The organism is Actinomadura sp. NPDC047616 (genome assembly GCF_040642915.1).
Lineage (GTDB): Bacteria > Actinomycetota > Actinomycetes > Streptosporangiales > Streptosporangiaceae > Spirillospora > Spirillospora miaoliensis.
The window spans coordinates 283,438-300,442 of the sequence record NZ_JBEYTB010000002.1; the positions used below are offsets into that span (position 1 = coordinate 283,438).

A 17,005-nucleotide genomic window follows, 5' to 3' on the forward strand; every position below is an offset into this window, starting at 1 on the left:
CGCCACGACCGCCCACAAGGACGGGCGGCACGGGGCCGCCCCCGAGCGGTGGCCCCGTGCCGCCACCCGCGTCACCTGCGGCGCGGCGGTCCGCCGGCGCCCGGATCGGCGGCGGCCTCCGCGTCCGGTTCCGGCGGGCGGCGCAGCGGCGTGCCGCAGGTCAGGCCGGCGGGGTCCAGGCCCAGCGCCGCCGCGGCGGTGGCACCGACGTCGGCGAGGCTCTCCGCGTCGGGCAGGAGCCGCGGTTCCGCGGCCTCCGGGCGGTGGACGATCACCGGGACGTATTCGCGGGTGTGGTACGAGTGCCCGATGGCCGGATCGTTCCCGTGGTCGCCGGTGACGATCAGGCGGTCGCCGGGAGAGTCGAGGACGGCGACCAGTTCCGCCAGACCGGCGTCCACCCGCTCCAGCAGGGTGCCGTAGCGGGCGGGGTCCTGCTGGTGGCCCGCCAGGTCGGTCTCCTGGACGTTGGCGACGACCAGGGCGTCGCCGCCGGCCCGCGCGGCGCGCAGGGTGTGGGCGAGCACCTCGGCGGTGGGCACGGCGGGGCGGCGCACGGCCGCGTCGCAGGACAGGATGTCGGCGGCCTTGCCGACCAGGGTGACGGGGACACCGGCGCGCGCGGCCAGGTTCGGCAGCTGCCTGGTGGGATCCAGCGGCACGCCGAGGTGCTGGACCCGCAGGCCGCCGTTGCGGTAGAAGCCGCTGGCCGGGGTGTCCAGGCCGACGGTGCCGCCGTCGCCGTCGCGCACATGGCGGTGCAGCGGGCCGTCCGCGTGCCCCCCGACGGCGATGACGCGGGCGACGGGCGCGACCCGGCGGACGGTGCGGGCGATCGCCAGGATGCCGTCGAACGGCAGATCCTCCAGACGGCCGGAGACGTTCCAGTTGATGCCCGGGTCGGCTTCGAGGTTGTCGTGGACGAGCACCGTCTCGTCGACGACCAGCACGGGGCGGCCGTCCAGCCGTCGCACGGTGCGCCCGGCCGCCTCCAGCGCCGCGGTCACCTCCTCCAGACGCTCCCCCAGCGTCGACACCGTCACCGCGCTGAAGTCCGCGCCCATCATGGTCTGGTGGCCGGCGAAGGAGTCGGCGCCGGGGTAGCCGAGGGCGGCGCGGCCGGCCGCGACGGGCAGCGTCGGCCGTCCGGCGAGATCGCGGTGCGGGTGCAGCAGCCCCAGGCCCAGCGCCTCCAGTGTCGGCAGCCGCAGCGGTCGCCTAGCGGCGGCGCCGAAACGGTCCAGCGTGTGCCCGAGGGTGTCGGCGTGGGCGTCGCCGGGGCGCAGCGCGCCCGCGTCGGGCATCGCCCCGATCCCGAAGCCGTCGATGACGACGATGACCGTCCTGCTCATGACCGGCCTCCGTGCACGGGCCGTCCGAACGGGTCGTACAGGCCGGTCAGCACGGGGCGGCCGTCGGTGGAGAGCCCGCTGACGACGGCGACGTGGCTGCGGGTGACGAAGACCTGCGTGCGGAAGGCGAGCACCGCCGTGTCCCCGACCTGCGCCGTCCCCGGGCGGCGGGGTCTTTCCAGCAGCCGGTAGTAGTCGATGTTCTCGGCGGGTGCGTCCTGCACGGGCAGCCGTTCTCCCGAACGCGGCAGGTAGGCGGCGGTGACGGTGCCGCGCGGGTAGAAACCGCCGCCGAAGAGGGCCGGGCGGCCGTCGGCGAGGATGTGGGCGACCTCGCTGACGTACACGTAGGCGGGTCTCTCCGGCTGGGACGGGTCGGCGCTGTGCAGCGGTGTCGTGCCGGTCAGGGCGTGGCCCGGCTCGCCGTGCGTGGCGCCGCGCCGGGCGAGGAGCGGCAGCGTCGCGGCGCAGGTGGCGCCGGGCGCGCTGAGCTTGAGCGGGCCGTGGCCCCGTCCGGCCAGCAGGTCGCGGGCCGCCAGGACCCGGTCGAAGGTGGCCGTCGGGTGCGCCTCACCGCTGTCCGGGTCGCAGGTGAGGCAGGGGAACGCGGTGACGCCGGCGATGCGGACGCCGGGCAGCCGCTCGACCTCCTCGGCGAAGGCGTCGAGGTGTCCCGGCGGGACACCGCCCTCCTGGCCGGGGAAGGCGGCGCCGGGCGCCCCCTCGATCCGCACCAGGACGTCCTGGACGATGCCCTGGCGCCGGGCCTCGGCGGACACCGCGCGGGCGTTGGCGGTGTCGAAGACGGTCACGGCCTCGGGCCGCCAGGCCAGCATCTCCGGCAGCGCGCGGCGCGGAATCTGCACCAGGTGCCCCAGGTTGCCGGCTCGCGCGCCGGCCGCGTGCAGGGCGCGGGCCTCGGGCGGGTCGATGGCCGCGAACCTGGGAATGTGCCGGGCGACGGCCCGGATCAGCTCGGGGTTGCGGCCGACCTGCTTGACGACGAACCACAGGCGCAGGCCGAGCCCGTCGGCCCGCGCGGCGAGCACCGCGGCGTTCTCCTCGACGGCGTCGAGGTCCATGACGTACGTGTCGGGCGGGATGCGTCCGTCGCGGTGCAACGCGGCGGCGGTCTCGGCGAGACGCGGATTGCGGGCCAGGACGGCGTCAAGGAACAAAGGTCAGTCTTTCTGGGAGGGCGGGTGGTCCAGGTCGCGCAGCGCGCGGCGCAGGATGTCCAGCACGAGGTCCGCGCCGGCCCGCATGGGGTTGACGCGCACCGTCCAGTCGGCCAGGCCGGGGGCGTCGGCCAGCGACGAGCTGGACATCCGGTAGAACAGCGGGGCGATCTCGTAACGCGAGCTGGAGCCGACCGGGTACGGGGCGGCGCCGTGGCGGGCGGCGACGGCGGGCAGGGCGCGGGCGACGGGCCGGTCGAGCAGGACGAGCACGCAGCGGTCCTGGACGTTGGCGACACGGACGTCGGCGACGCCGTCGACCTCGCCGCCGGCGAGGCGCTCGGCGATCTCCGCCACGACCCGCGACTGCACCGACCACATCACCGGCACGTGCGTGAGGGCCCGCAGCGCGTCCAGCGCCTGGTGCCCCTGGACCTGGCCGCCGCCGGAGTAGTTGTCGTGGTGCAGGCGCTCGACCAGGTCGGCGGCGCCGACGACGGCGCCGACCCCCTCGGGTCCGTGCAGCTTGAACAGCGAGAAGCAGGAGGCGTCCGCGCCCACCTCGACGCCGCAGGCCGGGACGCGCATGGCCGTGTAGTTGTCGTCGACGATCGTGCGCACGCCCGCGGCGCGGCAGGCGGTCACGACGGCGGCCAGGTCGTAGGAGTCGGTGAGCCGCTGCCTGCTGTGCTGCGCGTACGCCCACCGGAACCGCCCGCCGGCCAGGGCCCGTTCGAGCGCCGCCGGGTCGTTGAAGTCGACCTCGACGACGTCGACGCCGAGGGTCCGCAGGGTGGTGGCGGTGGTGGCGTAGACGGGGGCGCGGTGGACGAGCAGCGGGTCACCGGGCTTCACCGCCGCGACGAGGGCGGCGCGGATGGCGCCGGTGCCCGCGCCCTGGACGAGCGCGGCGGCCTCGGCGCCGAAGAAGTCGGCGAGGACCGCCTCCACCCGCGCGGTGGTGCGGGGCCGTCCCGTCCCGGGCACCACGCCCAGGTCGGTGGTGAACAGCTGCTCGCCCTCGAAGTGGGCGGCGGTGCACTCCAGGAGACGGAACTGCCGCGCCACCGCGTCCGGCAGCGGCACCGTGGCCAGGGGGAAGGTCTGCGGAAGCCGGGGCCGCATCAGAACTCCTCGGTGGTCGCACCGGTCAGGAAACGCAGCGGGTTGCGGCGTGTCAGCAGGTCGACGAGGTCGTCGTCGACACCGGCCGCCCGCGCCCGGGGCAGGAACGAGCGGAACAGGTGCCCGTACCCGTGGCCGCCGTGCCCGCGCAGGTAGGTGTGGCGGGAGATGTCGCAGCTGAGCAGCACCCGGTCGGCGTGCCCGGCGTCCAGCAGCGCCAGCAGCAGCCGCAGCCGCCGTTCGTCGCTCTGGTAGGGCTCCTTGCCGATGGTGTCGAAGGCGACGTACGCGCCCGCCGCCGCCAGCTCGCGGTGCGTGGCCGGATCGTCGAGCAGGTCCTGGTGCCCGATGCAGATCCGGTGCGCGGGCAGCCCGGCGCCGGTCAGCAGCTCCAGCTGGGCCGGGCCGCCGCGGCCCAGGTGGGCGTGGGTGGCCAGCGGCAGGTCCGCGGCGGTCGCGGCGCGGGCCGCGGCCGTCAGGACGCGGCGTTCGGCCCGGGTGGGCTCGGCGTGGCTGCCGACCTCCGCGATCAGGCCGGGGCGGACGCCCGTGCCGTCCAGCCCGTCCTCGATGTCGGCCAGCAGCATCCCGGTCAGCGTGTCCACGTCGGCCGCGGCGACCTCGTCGGGGTGGAACGGTTCGTAGTACCACCCGGTGGACGCCACCACGGCGACCTGCGCCTGCCGGGAGATCCGGGCGAGGGCGGCGGCGTCGCGTCCCATCCCCCGGCAGGTCTGCTCCACCACCAGCGACAGGCCGTGCTCCGCGCGCAGGCCGGCCAGTTCCGCCGCGATCGCCGTCCGGTGCCCTTCGGCGAGGACGGCCTGACCGTCGCCGTCGCGGCGCAGGTCGAGCGCCAGATGCTCGTGGGCGAGCACGGGCCCGTCCACCCGGTCCGCGGCCAGCGGCCCGGTGACGGTTCGGATGCGGTGCATGACGGTCATCGCTCCCGCCGGTCAGGACTTGATCGGGGTGAACAGGTCGAGCCAGTACAGGACGTTCAGCAGCACGCCGCCGACGAGCACCGCGGCGGGCGCCGCCGCCATGCGGACCACCTTGCGGCCCATCGCCTCGTTCAGCAGGTACAGCCCGCCGACGATGAGGATGCCGAGGCCGCCGCCCATGGTGTTGGCGGCCATCAGGGAACCGAACAGGATCGCCAGTTCGATCGTGTCGCTGATCGCGCCGCGCAGGTGCTCGGAGCTGTCGCGGACCGAGGGCAGCCGTCCCAGCGCCCGGCCGATGGCCGACAGCGCCAGGACCTCGGCGGCGAACACCAGCGCGCCGCAGACCACCGCGAGGTACGGGCTGGGCAGCAGATAGCCGATCGGGTAGACCAGGGTGAGTCCGGCGATGCCGTACGCGCCCGACGCCAATGCCGTGGTGGCGATCAGCGGGACGAAACCGAACACCCGGTAGAAGTCGACCTGGGCCGCCCCGCTGTGGTCGCCCTTCGCTATGAGGAAGCTGGTGGCCTCGCCACCGCCGAAGACGTGCATCTGCGCCAGCAGGCACACGCCCGCGCCCAGCAGCATGAACAACGGCAGGTGCCGGCGCAGCCGCAGGGCGTTGGCGCTGAACAGCGACGCCATGGGGTCGTCCGCGCCGGAGGGCTCGGCGGCCGCCGGGGTGGCGGCCGGTGTCCCCGGCGCGGTCGCGGCCGCGGCCCGCTCCTCGCGGCGCCGCCTGACGTCCTGGGCCACGGCGAAACCGATGAGCATCAGCACGCCGACCGCCATGGCCAGGGCACCGGCGAACATCTTCGGCCAGAGCTTCATCGTCATCACCACGAGCACCAGCTCGATGACGCCCGCGACCGCGCCGCGCACCCGGCCGAACTGCCTGACGATGGCCAGCACCGGGAACAGCGTGAACAGGAACAGGATCGGCGTCGACATCTCCTGCATGGCCGTCAGGAAGTCGACCGGCAGTTCGTGGGCCGCGCTGTTGGCGCCCCCGAGGGCGAAGACGACGATCGCGCCCCATCCGGCGCCGAGGAGCGGCGCGAGCCACCGCCTGGGCGCCAGGAGCCCGAGGACGTCGGTGGGCAGGAACAGCAGCCAGGGGTTCAGCACTCCGGTGGACAGCGCCATCGGCGCGCCCAGCCCGAAGATGAACCCCGCTGACAGCCCGAACGACACCGCGGCGGTGGCGCCGCGCGTGGATCCGCCCCGGATGAAGTCGAGCAGGAACGGGCGCACGCCGTCGTTGAAGACGGCCAGCGCCAGGTGGGAGATGAGCGCTGTCAGCGCGCACAGGACGATGACCGTCAGTTCCTGTGACAGCGTGAAGCTCAGGCTTTCGCCCGCTGCGAGCATGGGTCTCACGGGTCACTTCCTCGATCGCGGACCGGTGTGTCAGCGGGCGTGCGCGACGATGGCGCGCGCGATGACGGGGGCGACGGCGTCGATCTGGTCCAGGGCGAACCCGAAGACCTTCTTGCCCTCGGTGAGCAGGGCCTGGACGTCGGCCTCGGTCGGCACGGACCGGCCGAAGGTGTGGCAGGCCTCCCTGCCCATCAGGCCGACCAGGACGCCGAGGGAGGCGCCCGCGCCGGTGTGGCAGGTGCCGAGGTAGTAGTCGGCCTGCCCGGCCCGCAGCCTCATCGCCGCCTCCATGTCGTTGCTGACGGCCACCTCGAGGGTCTCGGGCGCGACCTGGGCGACGGTCCGCGCGACGTCGACCTTGCCGACGCCGCCCGACAGGATCTTGATCATCGTGCTCGCCTTCTTCCGGGGCTGGGGGTGGGGGTCAGGTGGGCGAACGCTGTGCCAGGACGGCCAGATGCAGGCCCAGATAGTTGATCTCGGATTCGGGGAGGGCGGTGCCGAGCCGCCGCTCGGCCCGCGCGGCCAGCGCCCGGGCGCGCCGCACCGCCTCGGGATGGTCGGCGAGTTCGGCGGCGACCTGCGCGTCGGCGGAGGTCTGCTCGATCGGCTCGCCGTCCACCAGCCGGGTCAGGGCCATCATCAGGTGGCTGGTGAGCATGCCCGCGCTGTCCTCGGTGACCGGACGGCCCTCGGCGGCCAGGGCCTCCAGCTCCGCCGTCACGAAGTCGGCGACCTCCCGCCGCACCTGGCCGGTCTCGGTGAACAGGCGGATCCGCCGAGCGAGCCGCGATTCCATGAGCTTCCCTTCGCCAACGGTCCCGGGGCCGTCCCTCGGGAGGACACGACGGGGTCAGTAGGTGGGCAGACGATCCCCGCGCACGACCTGGCGCTGCACTTCGGTGATCAGGGACATGTCCACCGTCTCGCGCAGCACCGTGAACCGCCCGGCCTCACCGGCCCGCGTCAGGAACGCCGCGCTGGAGTTGCGCTGCGCCAGCTCGCGGGTGATGCGGTCGTCGAGCGGGAGGGCCCGGACGCCCGGCCCGAGGCGGTCCTGGACCTCGTCCAGGTTCCACACCGTGGCGTCCACCTCGCCCCGCTCGAACAGGCTGCGGAGCTGCATGTAGGACGCCTCCACCCAGACGACGTCCTCGCCACGGCCGGTGAACGCGCGCTCGGCGAGCACGCGCTGGTCCTCCGAGGCGGAATCGACGGCCACCCGCAGGCCGGGAGCGTCCACCGTGACGCCGTCCCGCAGCAGCAGCCCGTGCGACCCGACATAGGTCTCCGCTCCCAGATCGGCCACCAGTTCCACCGGATGGCTCTCCACGAGCCGATCGGCGGCCAGCCGCGAGGCCACGACCACGTCGGCCTTGCCCTCCAGCAGCGCCGCCACCCGCGCCGTGGCCCCCCGCATGAAGGTGACCGCGAACGGAAGCCCGGCGGCCTCGTACGCGGCGCGCAGCCCGGACGCCAAGCCCTCGTACCGCCGCGAGTACGGCAGCGGCATGGCGGCCAGCACCGTCCCGAGCCCCGCCAGCCGCCACAGCCGCGCGCGGTCCGCCCGCACCAGGAAGGTGCCCAGGTGACCACGGGCGACCGTCTCGATCGCCCCGGTGTCCTCCAGCGTCTGCAGCGCGGCCTGCGCGGTGCCGTTGCCCACGCCCATCTGCTCGGCGTAGTCCTTCAGGCGCGGCAGCCGGGCGTCCTCCGCCTGATCCAGAAGCATGGCGGCCAGCCGCCGCGTCGCCAGGCCGTTGCGCGTCAGCAGCCGATCCTCAAGGTCGTCCACGATCAGGACAATAACCAGAATCCTGGATACTGCACAAGCCCCCCGAATCGGCACCGTTCGAATCGCCGAGCCGCCATGCCGTCGTCCCGACGGGGCGCCTCGTTGATGAGTTGAAGTTGATGAGGCGAAGGTGTCCGGCGGCCGGGTCCGAGGGCAGATGGTCGTCGACTACTGGGTGGAGTCGCAGGGCGGGTAGGCCTTCGGGGCGCGTTGCTCGGTGGCCTCGATGTAGTCGGCGAGGGCCTGGCGGGAACGGACGAGAGTGTCGATGTGCTCGTCCAGGCCGTGCAGGCGTGCGCGCAGGGCGTCCAGGAGTTCGGGGCACGGCTCCAGGTCGGGGGCCGGGCCGGTGACGCAGGGAAGCAGGTAGGCGATGTCGTCGGTCGACAGCCCGGCTCCGAGCAGCTTCCTGATCTGGTGCACGGTCAGGACGGCGTCGTCGGTGTACTCGCGGTAGCCGCCGGCGCTCCGACACGGCGTGAGCAGGCCCTGCGCCTCGTAGTAGCGCAGCTGATGCGTACGGACTCCGGTGCGCCGACTGAGTTCGCCGATCAGCATGCCCGCTTCTCTCCTTGACCTTCATACCGGTGTGAACGTTGAGGATTCTCGCATGTCCGCCAACTCACTCAGAGGGAGCGAATAATGCGGAATCACGAGGAGAGCCGTACTCCGGTGACGGTCATCGGTCTGGGGCTGATGGGGCAGGCGCTGGCCGGGGCGTTCCTGCGCGAGGGGCACCCCACGACGGTGTGGAACCGTACGGCGGCGAAGGCCGGACAGCTCGTCTCCCAGGGCGCGAAGCTCGCCGGCTCGGTCGCCGAGGCCGTCGCGGCCAGCCCGCTCGTGGTCGTCTGCGTCACGGACTACGACGCCGTGCGCAAGCTTCTCGAACCGCTGGGCGAGGTCGTCGACGGCCGGGTCCTGGTGAACCTGACCTCGGGCACGTCCCAGGAGGCCCGCCAGACCGCCGAGTGGGCGGAGCGGCAGGGCGCCGCCTACCTCGACGGCGCGATCATGGCCATTCCCCAGGCGATCGGCACGGCGGAGGCGCTCGTCCTCTACAGCGGGCCGCGATCGGCCTTCGACCTGCGCGAACCCGCCCTGCGGAGCCTCGGCGCGGGAATGATGTACCTCAGTGCCGACCACGGCCTGTCCTCGTTGTACGACGCGGCGGGGCTGACCTTGATGTGGAGCGTTCTGAACGGGTTCCTGCACGGCGCCGCCCTGCTCGGCGCGGCGGGCGTGGACGCCTCGACGTTCGCCTCGTTCGCCCGGCAGAACATCGGGACCGTCGCCGACTGGCTCCCCGGGTACGCGCAGCAGATCGACGACCGCGAGTACCCGGCCCCCGACGCCACGATCGGCACCCACCTGGCCGCGATGGAGCACCTCATCCACGAGAGCGAGGCCCTCGGGATCAACGCCGACCTGCCGAGGTTCTTCAAGGCCCTGGGCGACCGCGCCGTGGCCGAGGGACGCGGCGGCGACGGCTACGCGGCGCTGGTCGAGCTGTTCCGCGGCGCCTCAGAGGTGCGGGCATGACGGCGTTCGACCCGCGTGCTCTGCTCGCCGAGAGCCGGCTCGGCGTCCTCGCGACCATCAAGTCGGACGGCCGCCCGCAGCTCTCCCCCGTCATGCCCTTCTACGACCGGGAGGCCGACGTCATCTACGTTTCGATGGCCGAGGGACGGGCCAAGACGGCGAACCTGCGCCGGGACCCGTGGGCCGCGCTGGAGGTCACCGCACCCGACGGCTGGTCGTGGGCCACCGCCGAGGGCACGGTGACGCTCACCGGCCCGGGAACCGACCCTCATGGCCCCGAGGTCGAGGCCTTGGTGCGCTACTACCGCATCGCGGCCGGGGAGCACCCGGACTGGGACGAGTACCGGTCCGTGATGGTGTCCGACCGCAGGGTGCTGATGACGATGGCCGTCGACCACGTCTACGGCGCCGAGATCCGCTGAGGGGGTCGGCCACGAATGTCCGCCGGGGTTCGGCCGGCGGCTTCGGCGAGGGAGGGCGCTCCGCCGCGCGGCGGAGCGCCCTCCGCAGGCGGACCGCCCGCGTGCGCGGCGGCCCCGGGCGCTCCATGGACTACGCTCGCCCGAGTTCATGAACGGACATCGTGACCGACGACGGGGGCACGAACGATGACCGCGACCGGCGTGGAGGACGAGAGGCGACTCCGGCGCCGTCAGGACTGCGCGGGCCGCCGGTGAAGGGGTTCGCGCGGCGGGAGTTCCAGCTGGTGCTGCTCCGGCGGATGGCCGACTACCAGCCGGACCTGGTGGCCGGGGCCGTGCGTGCGCTGGGGTCGTCCCGCACGGAGATGCGCGAGGTGAACGCGCGGTGGCAGCGGATCGTCCGGTCGCGGACGTTTCCGCCCGGCCGGCGCCGCCACGAGGCCGTGCTCGGGCCGCCGGCCGGCACCCGCGAACAGCGGATCGGGGACGCGGTGTGCGAGGCGGCGTGGTGGCCGCCGTTCGCGCTGTGGCCGGACCTGCGGTTCGAGATCCTGGTCGGCCCGGGCGGGTCGGTGCTGCACGAGTGGCTGGTCAGGCCCGACGACGCGGCCGTGCCGCAGGTGAGGGGCGTCGGGGACCTGGAGCCGTGGTGCTGCGTCGTCGGCGATCTGGAGCGGTGGTTCGGGGACGTCCGGCACCATCCCGGTGAGGTGCCGAGCCGGTGGCACGCCGGGTTCACCACGGCGGACGGCGAGTCCTACGTGGCGCATTTCGTCTGGGGGCTGCTCCAGCAGGTGGTCAGCGTGGGTTGATCGCCGCGGGCCCCCGGCCGCCGTCGTACTCCGCCTGGGCCGCCAGAAGGGCGCCGGCGTGGCATCGGATCCAGGCGGCGAGGGCTTCGAGCGGCTCGGTGACGCCGCGGCCGAGGTCGGTGAGGCCGTAGGTGACCTTGGGCGGCGCGGACGGCTCCACGGTGCGCGTGACCAGGCCGTCGCGCACGAGGGTGCGCAGCGTCTGGGACAGCATCTTCTCGCTGATCCCCTCGATCTTCCCGCGCAGTTCGTAGAAGCGCAGGTCCCCGTCACGCATCGCGGTCAGGACGCGCACGCCCCAGCGGCTGGTGACGTGGTCGAGCACCGCGCGGGCCGGGCATTCCCTGTGAATGGTGTCACTCATCGTCGCGGCGCCGTACCCGTGGACTGGAGGTTTCCCTGGCGGTCGAGACCTTACCCGAAGGTATGTCCCTTCGAAAAGTTAGCTCGATCGCCTAGCGTCGTCGCGCGACCGGGAACAAAGGAGGCGGTCATGGGTCAGGTGGCTCTGATCACCGGTGCGAGCAGGGGCATCGGTGCGGCGACGGCGGTGCGGCTGGGCCGCAGGGGTTTTCACGTGGTGGTGAACTACCGCGGGGACGCGGCGGCGGCGCGGAAGGTCGTCGAGGAGATCGAGGCGTCGGGCGGGACGGCCCGCGCGGTGCGGGCGGACGTGCGCGATCCGCGGGACGCGGCGCGGCTGGTGGACGCCTGCGACGGGCTGGCCGTCCTGGTCTGCAACGCCAATGTCCAGCCGCCGTTCGCCGCGTTCGCGGACATGCCGTGGGAGGCGTTCCAGGAGAAGGTGGACGGTGAGCTGGCCGCCGCCTTCCACGTCAGCAAGCACGCCCTGGAGGTGATGCGGACGCGGCGGAGCGGACGCGTCGTGTACGTGTCCAGTCTCAGCGCCGAGCTCACCCGGCCGGGGGCCATCGCCCACGCGACCGCCAAGGCCGCGCTGGACGCGTTCGCCCGGCACGTGGCGATGGAGGTGGGGGCGGACGGGATCGCCGTCAATGTCGTGGCACCGGGCGCGGTCCGCACCGACGCCACCGCGCACATGCTGACCCCTGAGCGGGAGGCCGCCATCGCGAAGACGTCGGTGCTGGGGCGGATGGTGGAGCCCGACGACGTCGCCTCGGTCATCGCCGCGCTGGTGACGGGTGAGATCGCCGCCGTCGCCGGGACGCGCATCCCGGTCGACGCCGGTTTCCGCGTGCTGGGTGGACAGTCCCGATAGGCCGGCCCGCCCACCGGCCGTGCCGCGCCTTCACCCCGATTTGAGGTTTCCGGGAAGGAACAGGCCCCTGACCACGCGAGGCGGCACTCAAAAGCCCAATAACCACTTCAATGAGACACTTGAAGTGCAGAAAGAAATGCCTGGAAGGGGTGCCGGTGAAATTCGTGCTCGAAGTGGATATGGGCGAGAAGGCGTTCGACGGGAACGCCGCCGCCGAGCTGGGGCGCATCCTCAGGTACTGGGCGGGGAATCTGAAGCACTACGCCCTGGAGCCCGGTGACGGGTCGGAGATCTACGACTCGGCGTACCGGCAGGTCGGCCAGTGGGCGATCGTCCAGGAGCAGGGCGCGTCGTGACGCGCCGGCGTCGTCCCCCGGCGCGGGAGCCCGGGGGACGACGCGCGAGGCTCAGGCCTCGACTTCGGAGCGGTCGCCGCCCCAGAGGGTGTGGAAGGAGCCCTCGCGGTCGACGCGCCGGTAGGTGTGGGCGCCGAAGAAGTCGCGCTGCCCCTGGGTGAGGGCCGCGGGCAGGCGCTCGGCGCGCAGCGAGTCGTAGTAGGCCAGCGCACTGGAGAAGCCGGGCGCCGGGATGCCCAGCTGCGCGGCGGTGGTGACGACGCGGCGCCAGGCGTCCTGGGCGGCGCCGACCGCCTCGGCGAAGTGGTCGTCGGTCAGCAGCGTCGGCGTCCGCGGGTCGGCCTCGTAGGCGGCCCGGATGCGGTCCAGGAAGCGGGCGCGGATGATGCAGCCGCCGCGCCAGATCGTGGCCATCTGCCCCAGGTCGATGTTCCAGCCGTACTCTTCGCTGCCGGCCTGGATCTGGTGGAAGCCCTGCGCGTAGGCGACGACCTTCGAGGCGTACAGGGCCTGCTCCACGTCGTCGGCGAAACCGGACAGGTAGCGCACGTCGTTCTGCGGGCCGGGCAGGCCGCGCGCCGCCCGGCGCAGGTCCGCGTGGCCGGAGACGGACCGCGCGAACACCGCCTCGGCGATGCCCGACACCGGGACGCCGAGGTCGAGGGCGGTCTGCACGGTCCAGCGGCCGGTGCCCTTCTGCTCGGCCTGGTCCAGCACCACGTCGACGAACGGGCGGCCGGTGGCGGCGTCGGTGTGCGCCAGCACCTCGGCGGTGATCTCGATGAGGTAGGACTCCAGCCGCCCGGTGTTCCAGGTGCGGAACACCTCGGCGATCTCGGCCGGGGACAGCCCGGCGGCATGCCGCAGCAGGTCGTAGGACTCGGCGATCAGCTGCATGTCGGCGTACTCGATGCCGTTGTGCACCATCTTCACGAAGTGCCCGGCGCCGTCCGGCCCGACGTGGACGCAGCACGGCGTGCCGTCGACCTTGGCGGCGATGTCCTCCAGCAGCGGGCCGAGCGCCTCGTAGGACTCGGCCGAACCGCCCGGCATGATGCTCGGGCCGTGCAGCGCGCCCTCCTCGCCGCCGGAGATGCCGGTGCCGACGAAGTGCAGCCCGCGTTCGCGCAGCGCCGCCTCGCGCCGCCGGGTGTCGGCGAAGTGCGCGTTCCCCCCGTCGACGATCATGTCGCCCGGTTCCAGCAGCGGCGCGAACTCCTCGATGACCGCGTCGGTCGGCGCCCCCGCCTTCACCATGATCACCAGGCGGCGGGGGCGTTCCAGCGACGCCACGAACTCCTCGGGCGTCTCGGCGGGGACGAACGTCCCCTCGTCCCCGAACTCGGTCACCAGCGCCTTGGTGCGGGCCTCGGTGCGGTTGTGCACGGCCACCGGATGCCCGTGCCGGGCGAGGTTGCGGGCCAGGTTCCGGCCCATCACCGCCAACCCGGTGACACCTATGCGCGCCTTGCTCATTGGCATGTCTCCTCTTCGTTCGGGCCCCACACCCGTGGGTACGCGGGTGGGGTAGCCCACTGTTCGGTCAACCGGGCGGCCGCATGCCCTTGTTCCTTTCAGGGAACTGGACGCATCGTAGAGATCGCGGAGCCGCGAGGGGGAAAGCCATGCTGGGACTGCCGCAATCGGTCGACGCCTGCCTGTTCGACCTGGACGGCGTACTTACCCGTACGGCCGCTGTGCACGCCGCCGCGTGGAAGCGGATGTTCGACGAGTACCTGCGGGCGCGGGCGGAGGCCACCGGTACGCCGTTCGTCCCGTTCGACGAGGTCGGCGACTACGGCAAGTACGTGGACGGCAAACGCCGCGAGGACGGGACGCGCTCGTTCCTGACCTCCCGCGGCATCACGCTGCCCGAGGGCAGACCCGATGATCCGCCCGACGCCGAGACCATCCGAGGCCTCGGCAACCGCAAGAACCAGCTCGTCCTCAAGCTGCTGGAGGAGAAGGGCGTCGAGGTGTTCGACGGGTCGGTGGCGTACGTGCGGGCCTGCCGGGAGGCCGGGCTGCGCACCGCCGTGGTGTCGTCCAGCGCCAACACCGTCCAGGTGCTGGCCGCGGCGGGCATCACCGGCCTGTTCGACGCGCGCGTCGACGGGGTGATCGCCCAGGAACGCGATCTGCCCGGCAAGCCCGCGCCCGACATGTTCCTGGCGGGGGCCGAGGCGGTCGGGGTGCCGGCGGCGCGCGCGGCGGTGTTCGAGGACGCGCTGGCAGGTGTCGAGGCGGGTCATGCGGGGGACTTCGCCTACGTCGTGGGCGTGGACCGGGTCGGCGGCGACCACCGGGAGGCGCTGGCACGGCACGGAGCCGACATCGTGGTCGGGGACCTATCCGAACTTCTGGAGGACAAGTGAGCGACGGGCGCGGGGGCCGTCACACCACCAAGGTGGATCTGCCGGTGTTCACGGTCGAGCCGTGGTGCGTGCGGGAACCGGAACTGCGGCTGGACCGCCTGGCGCAGAGCGAGTCGGTCTTCGCTCTGTCGAACGGGCACATGGGGCTGCGCGGCAACCTGGACGAGGGCGACCCGCACGGGCTGCCCGGCAGTTACCTCAACTCGTTCTACGAGCTGCGGCCGCTGCCGCACGCCGAGGCCGGGTACGGCTACCCCGAGTCGGGGCAGACCGTTATCAACGTCACCAACGGCAAGCTGATCCGGCTGCTGGTGGACGACGAGCCGTTCGACGTGCGGTACGGGCGGCTCGACTCGCACGAGCGCATCCTGGACATGCGGGCGGGCACGCTGACCCGCCAGGTGGAGTGGACCTCGCCCGCCGGGCGCTCGGTGCGCGTCACCTCGGTGCGGCTGGTGTCGCTGACCCAGCGCGCCATCGCCGCGATCTGCTACGACGTCGAGCCGGTCGACCACTCGGTGCGCGTGGTGGCGCAGTCGGAGCTGGTGGCCAACGAGTCGCTGCCCGACCTCGGCCGCGACCCGCGCACCGCCGCGGTGCTGGAGTCGCCGCTGGTCAGCGAGGAGCACGTCACCAACCACACCAAGGCGGTCCTGGTCCACCGCACCCGGCACAGCGGGCTGCGCATGGCCGCCGCGATGGACCATCACATCGAGGGTCCCGACCACATGGCGACCGACATCGAGAGCTACCCGGACGTCGCGCGGCTCACCGTGGCCACGCGGCTGGAGCCGGGGCAGCGGCTGCGGATCGTCAAGTACCTGGCGTACGGGTGGTCGAGCCGGCGGTCCCGTCCCACGCTGCACGACCAGGTGGTGGCGGCGCTGGCGGCGGCCCGGCACACCGGCTGGGACGGCCTGCTGGAGGAGCAGCGCGCCTACCTCGACGACTTCTGGAGCGGCGCCGACGTGGAGGTCGACGGCGACGCCGAGGTGCAGCAGGCGGTGCGGTTCGGGCTGTTCCACATCCTGCAGGCCGGCGCGCGCGCCGAACGCCGGATGATCCCCGCCAAGGGCCTGACCGGGCCCGGGTACGACGGGCACACCTTCTGGGACACCGAGACGTTCGTGCTGCCCGTGCTGACCTACACCCACCCGTCGTCGGCGGCCGACACGCTGCGGTGGCGGCACATGACGCTGGGCCTGGCCCGGGAGCGCGCCCACCAGCTCGGCCTGGCGGGCGCGGCGTTCCCCTGGCGGACGATCCGCGGGCAGGAGTGCTCGGGCTACTGGCCCGCGGGCACCGCCGCGTTCCACATCAACGCCGACATCGCCGACGCCGTCGTGCGGTACGTGGACGCCACCGGCGACGAGGAGTTCGAACGGGAGACCGGCCTGGAGCTGCTGGTGGAGACGGCGCGGCTGTGGCGCGGCCTCGGCCACCACGACGTGGAGGGCGTGTTCCGCATCGACGGCGTCACCGGGCCCGACGAGTACAGCTCGATCGCCGACAACAACGTCTACACCAACCTGATGGCGCGGCGGAACCTGCGGGAGGCCGCCGCGATGGCCATGCGCCACCCGGACCTGGCCGAGCGGCTCGGCGTCAGCACCGAGGAGGCCGCGTCGTGGCGGGACGCGGCGGCGGCCATGATGATCCCCTACGACGAGCGGCTGGGCGTGCACCCGCAGAGCGAGGGGTTCACCAACCACGCGCGGTGGGACTTCGCGGCCACCAAGCCCGAGCACTACCCGCTGCTGCTGAACTACCCGTACTTCGACCTGTACCGCAAGCAGGTCGTCAAGCAGGCCGACCTGGTGCTGGCCATGCACATGTGCGGGGAGGCGTTCACCTACGAGCAGAAGGTCCGCAACTTCGACTACTACGAGGCGCTGACGGTGCGGGACTCCTCGCTGTCCGCGCAGACCCAGGCGGTGATCGCCGCGGAGGTGGGGCAGCTGGACCTGGCGCACGACTACCTCGGCGAGACCGCGCTGATGGACCTGCACGACCTCAACCGCAACACCCGTGACGGCCTGCACATCGCCTCGATGGCGGGCGCGTGGAGCGGGCTGGTCGCCGGGTTCGGCGGGATGCGCGCGGCCGACGGGGTGCTGCGGTTCGCGCCGCGGCTGCCCGGCGGCATCAGCCGGCTGGCGTTCTCCATGCGCTACCGGGGCAACCGGCTGAAGGTCACCGTGACCGGCGAGTCGGCCTGCTACGAGCTGCTGGAGGGCGAGGGCCTGCGGCTCTTCCACTACGACCAGGAGTTCGAGCTGGCCGACAAGCCGGTGGAGATGGACGTCCCGCACGTGCCGAGCAGCCCGCGGCCCAGCCAGCCGGTCGGGCGGGAGCCGGCGCCGCGCCGCGTCGACCCGCACGGTCACGGCCGGGACCGCAACCACCGGGCGTTCCAGCAGCCGCGCACGTCGCACGCCCGCTGACGGCGGCGCCGCCGGTCCTGTGCGGTCGCCGGGCCGG

Annotated in this window: 18 protein-coding genes; 7 read left to right on the plus strand and 11 right to left on the minus strand. The window is 73.1% G+C overall.

The window, feature by feature from the left end; translation table 11 throughout:
- Nucleotides 1–71: 71 nt before the first annotated feature.
- The 9 genes from ABZ801_RS05565 to ABZ801_RS05605 form a co-directional block, all read right to left on the minus strand.
- Nucleotides 72–1,352, minus strand: coding sequence for a phosphopentomutase (locus ABZ801_RS05565; RefSeq protein ID WP_360693262.1), 1,281 nt, complete (start codon nt 1,350–1,352; stop codon nt 72–74).
- The gene (locus ABZ801_RS05570) at nt 1,349–2,530 is read right to left on the minus strand and encodes an alanine racemase (protein ID WP_360693265.1); all 1,182 of its coding nucleotides are present in this window, start codon (nt 2,528–2,530) and stop codon (nt 1,349–1,351) included. Before ABZ801_RS05570 ends, ABZ801_RS05565 begins: the two co-directional genes overlap by 4 nt.
- A 3-nt stretch (nt 2,531–2,533) precedes the next feature.
- Nucleotides 2,534–3,655, minus strand: a complete 1,122-nt coding sequence (locus tag ABZ801_RS05575) for an aminotransferase class V-fold PLP-dependent enzyme (RefSeq protein ID WP_360693268.1) — start codon at nt 3,653–3,655, stop codon at nt 2,534–2,536.
- The gene (locus tag ABZ801_RS05580; protein WP_360693272.1) at nt 3,655–4,599 is read right to left on the minus strand and encodes an aryldialkylphosphatase; all 945 of its coding nucleotides are present in this window, start codon (nt 4,597–4,599) and stop codon (nt 3,655–3,657) included. The genes ABZ801_RS05575 and ABZ801_RS05580 overlap by 1 nt, the downstream gene beginning before the upstream one ends.
- A gap of 12 nt (nt 4,600–4,611) precedes the next feature.
- Nucleotides 4,612–5,973, minus strand: coding sequence for a YhfT family protein (locus tag ABZ801_RS05585; RefSeq protein ID WP_360694135.1), 1,362 nt, complete (start codon nt 5,971–5,973; stop codon nt 4,612–4,614).
- 39 nt (nt 5,974–6,012) lie between these two features.
- Nucleotides 6,013–6,372, minus strand: a complete 360-nt coding sequence (locus tag ABZ801_RS05590; protein ID WP_360693275.1) for a DUF2620 domain-containing protein — start codon at nt 6,370–6,372, stop codon at nt 6,013–6,015.
- A gap of 34 nt (nt 6,373–6,406) precedes the next feature.
- Nucleotides 6,407–6,781, minus strand: a complete 375-nt coding sequence (locus tag ABZ801_RS05595; protein ID WP_360693278.1) for a PRD domain-containing protein — start codon at nt 6,779–6,781, stop codon at nt 6,407–6,409.
- A gap of 54 nt (nt 6,782–6,835) precedes the next feature.
- The gene (gene yhfZ / locus ABZ801_RS05600) at nt 6,836–7,777 is read right to left on the minus strand and encodes a GntR family transcriptional regulator YhfZ (RefSeq protein ID WP_360693281.1); all 942 of its coding nucleotides are present in this window, start codon (nt 7,775–7,777) and stop codon (nt 6,836–6,838) included.
- Between the two features lie 168 nt (nt 7,778–7,945).
- The gene (locus ABZ801_RS05605; protein ID WP_360693284.1) at nt 7,946–8,335 is read right to left on the minus strand and encodes a MerR family transcriptional regulator; all 390 of its coding nucleotides are present in this window, start codon (nt 8,333–8,335) and stop codon (nt 7,946–7,948) included.
- A gap of 114 nt (nt 8,336–8,449) precedes the next feature.
- Here ABZ801_RS05605 and ABZ801_RS05610 point away from each other — a divergent pair, with 114 nt between their 5' ends.
- The 3 genes from ABZ801_RS05610 to ABZ801_RS05620 all read left to right on the plus strand — a co-directional run bounded on the left by ABZ801_RS05610 (nt 8,450) and on the right by ABZ801_RS05620 (nt 10,553).
- Nucleotides 8,450–9,319, plus strand: a complete 870-nt coding sequence (locus ABZ801_RS05610) for an NAD(P)-binding domain-containing protein (RefSeq protein WP_360693287.1) — start codon at nt 8,450–8,452, stop codon at nt 9,317–9,319.
- Nucleotides 9,316–9,741, plus strand: coding sequence for a PPOX class F420-dependent oxidoreductase (locus ABZ801_RS05615; protein WP_360693291.1), 426 nt, complete (start codon nt 9,316–9,318; stop codon nt 9,739–9,741). The genes ABZ801_RS05610 and ABZ801_RS05615 overlap by 4 nt, the downstream gene beginning before the upstream one ends.
- A 251-nt stretch (nt 9,742–9,992) precedes the next feature.
- Complete coding sequence (locus ABZ801_RS05620; protein ID WP_360693294.1) at nt 9,993–10,553, plus strand: hypothetical protein; 561 nt, start codon at nt 9,993–9,995, stop codon at nt 10,551–10,553.
- Here the strand turns inward: ABZ801_RS05620 and ABZ801_RS05625 are convergent.
- Nucleotides 10,540–10,917, minus strand: coding sequence for a helix-turn-helix domain-containing protein (locus ABZ801_RS05625; RefSeq protein WP_360693299.1), 378 nt, complete (start codon nt 10,915–10,917; stop codon nt 10,540–10,542). The two genes, ABZ801_RS05620 and ABZ801_RS05625, sit on opposite strands and share 14 nt — an antisense overlap.
- 129 nt (nt 10,918–11,046) lie before the next feature.
- Between ABZ801_RS05625 and ABZ801_RS05630 the strand changes: the two genes are divergently transcribed.
- Together ABZ801_RS05630 and ABZ801_RS05635 are read left to right on the plus strand one after the other, a co-directional pair.
- The gene (locus ABZ801_RS05630; RefSeq protein ID WP_360693302.1) at nt 11,047–11,793 is read left to right on the plus strand and encodes an SDR family oxidoreductase; all 747 of its coding nucleotides are present in this window, start codon (nt 11,047–11,049) and stop codon (nt 11,791–11,793) included.
- 164 nt (nt 11,794–11,957) lie between these two features.
- Entirely contained in the window at nt 11,958–12,149 is a 192-nt protein-coding gene (locus ABZ801_RS05635; RefSeq protein WP_360693305.1) for a hypothetical protein, read from the plus strand.
- A gap of 51 nt (nt 12,150–12,200) precedes the next feature.
- Here the strand turns inward: ABZ801_RS05635 and gndA are convergent, their stop codons facing one another.
- The gene (gndA, locus tag ABZ801_RS05640) at nt 12,201–13,625 is read right to left on the minus strand and encodes an NADP-dependent phosphogluconate dehydrogenase (protein ID WP_344951886.1); all 1,425 of its coding nucleotides are present in this window, start codon (nt 13,623–13,625) and stop codon (nt 12,201–12,203) included.
- A 149-nt stretch (nt 13,626–13,774) separates the two neighbouring features.
- Here gndA and ABZ801_RS05645 point away from each other — a divergent pair, with 149 nt between their 5' ends.
- Nucleotides 13,775–14,524: a beta-phosphoglucomutase family hydrolase gene (locus ABZ801_RS05645; RefSeq protein ID WP_360693308.1), complete on the plus strand. Its 750-nt coding sequence runs from the start codon at nt 13,775–13,777 to the stop codon at nt 14,522–14,524.
- Nucleotides 14,521–16,968 (plus strand): glycoside hydrolase family 65 protein, encoded by a 2,448-nt coding sequence (locus ABZ801_RS05650; RefSeq protein ID WP_360693311.1) that lies wholly within the window; start codon nt 14,521–14,523, stop codon nt 16,966–16,968. The genes ABZ801_RS05645 and ABZ801_RS05650 overlap by 4 nt, the downstream gene beginning before the upstream one ends.
- Nucleotides 16,969–17,005: the final 37 nt, after the last annotated feature.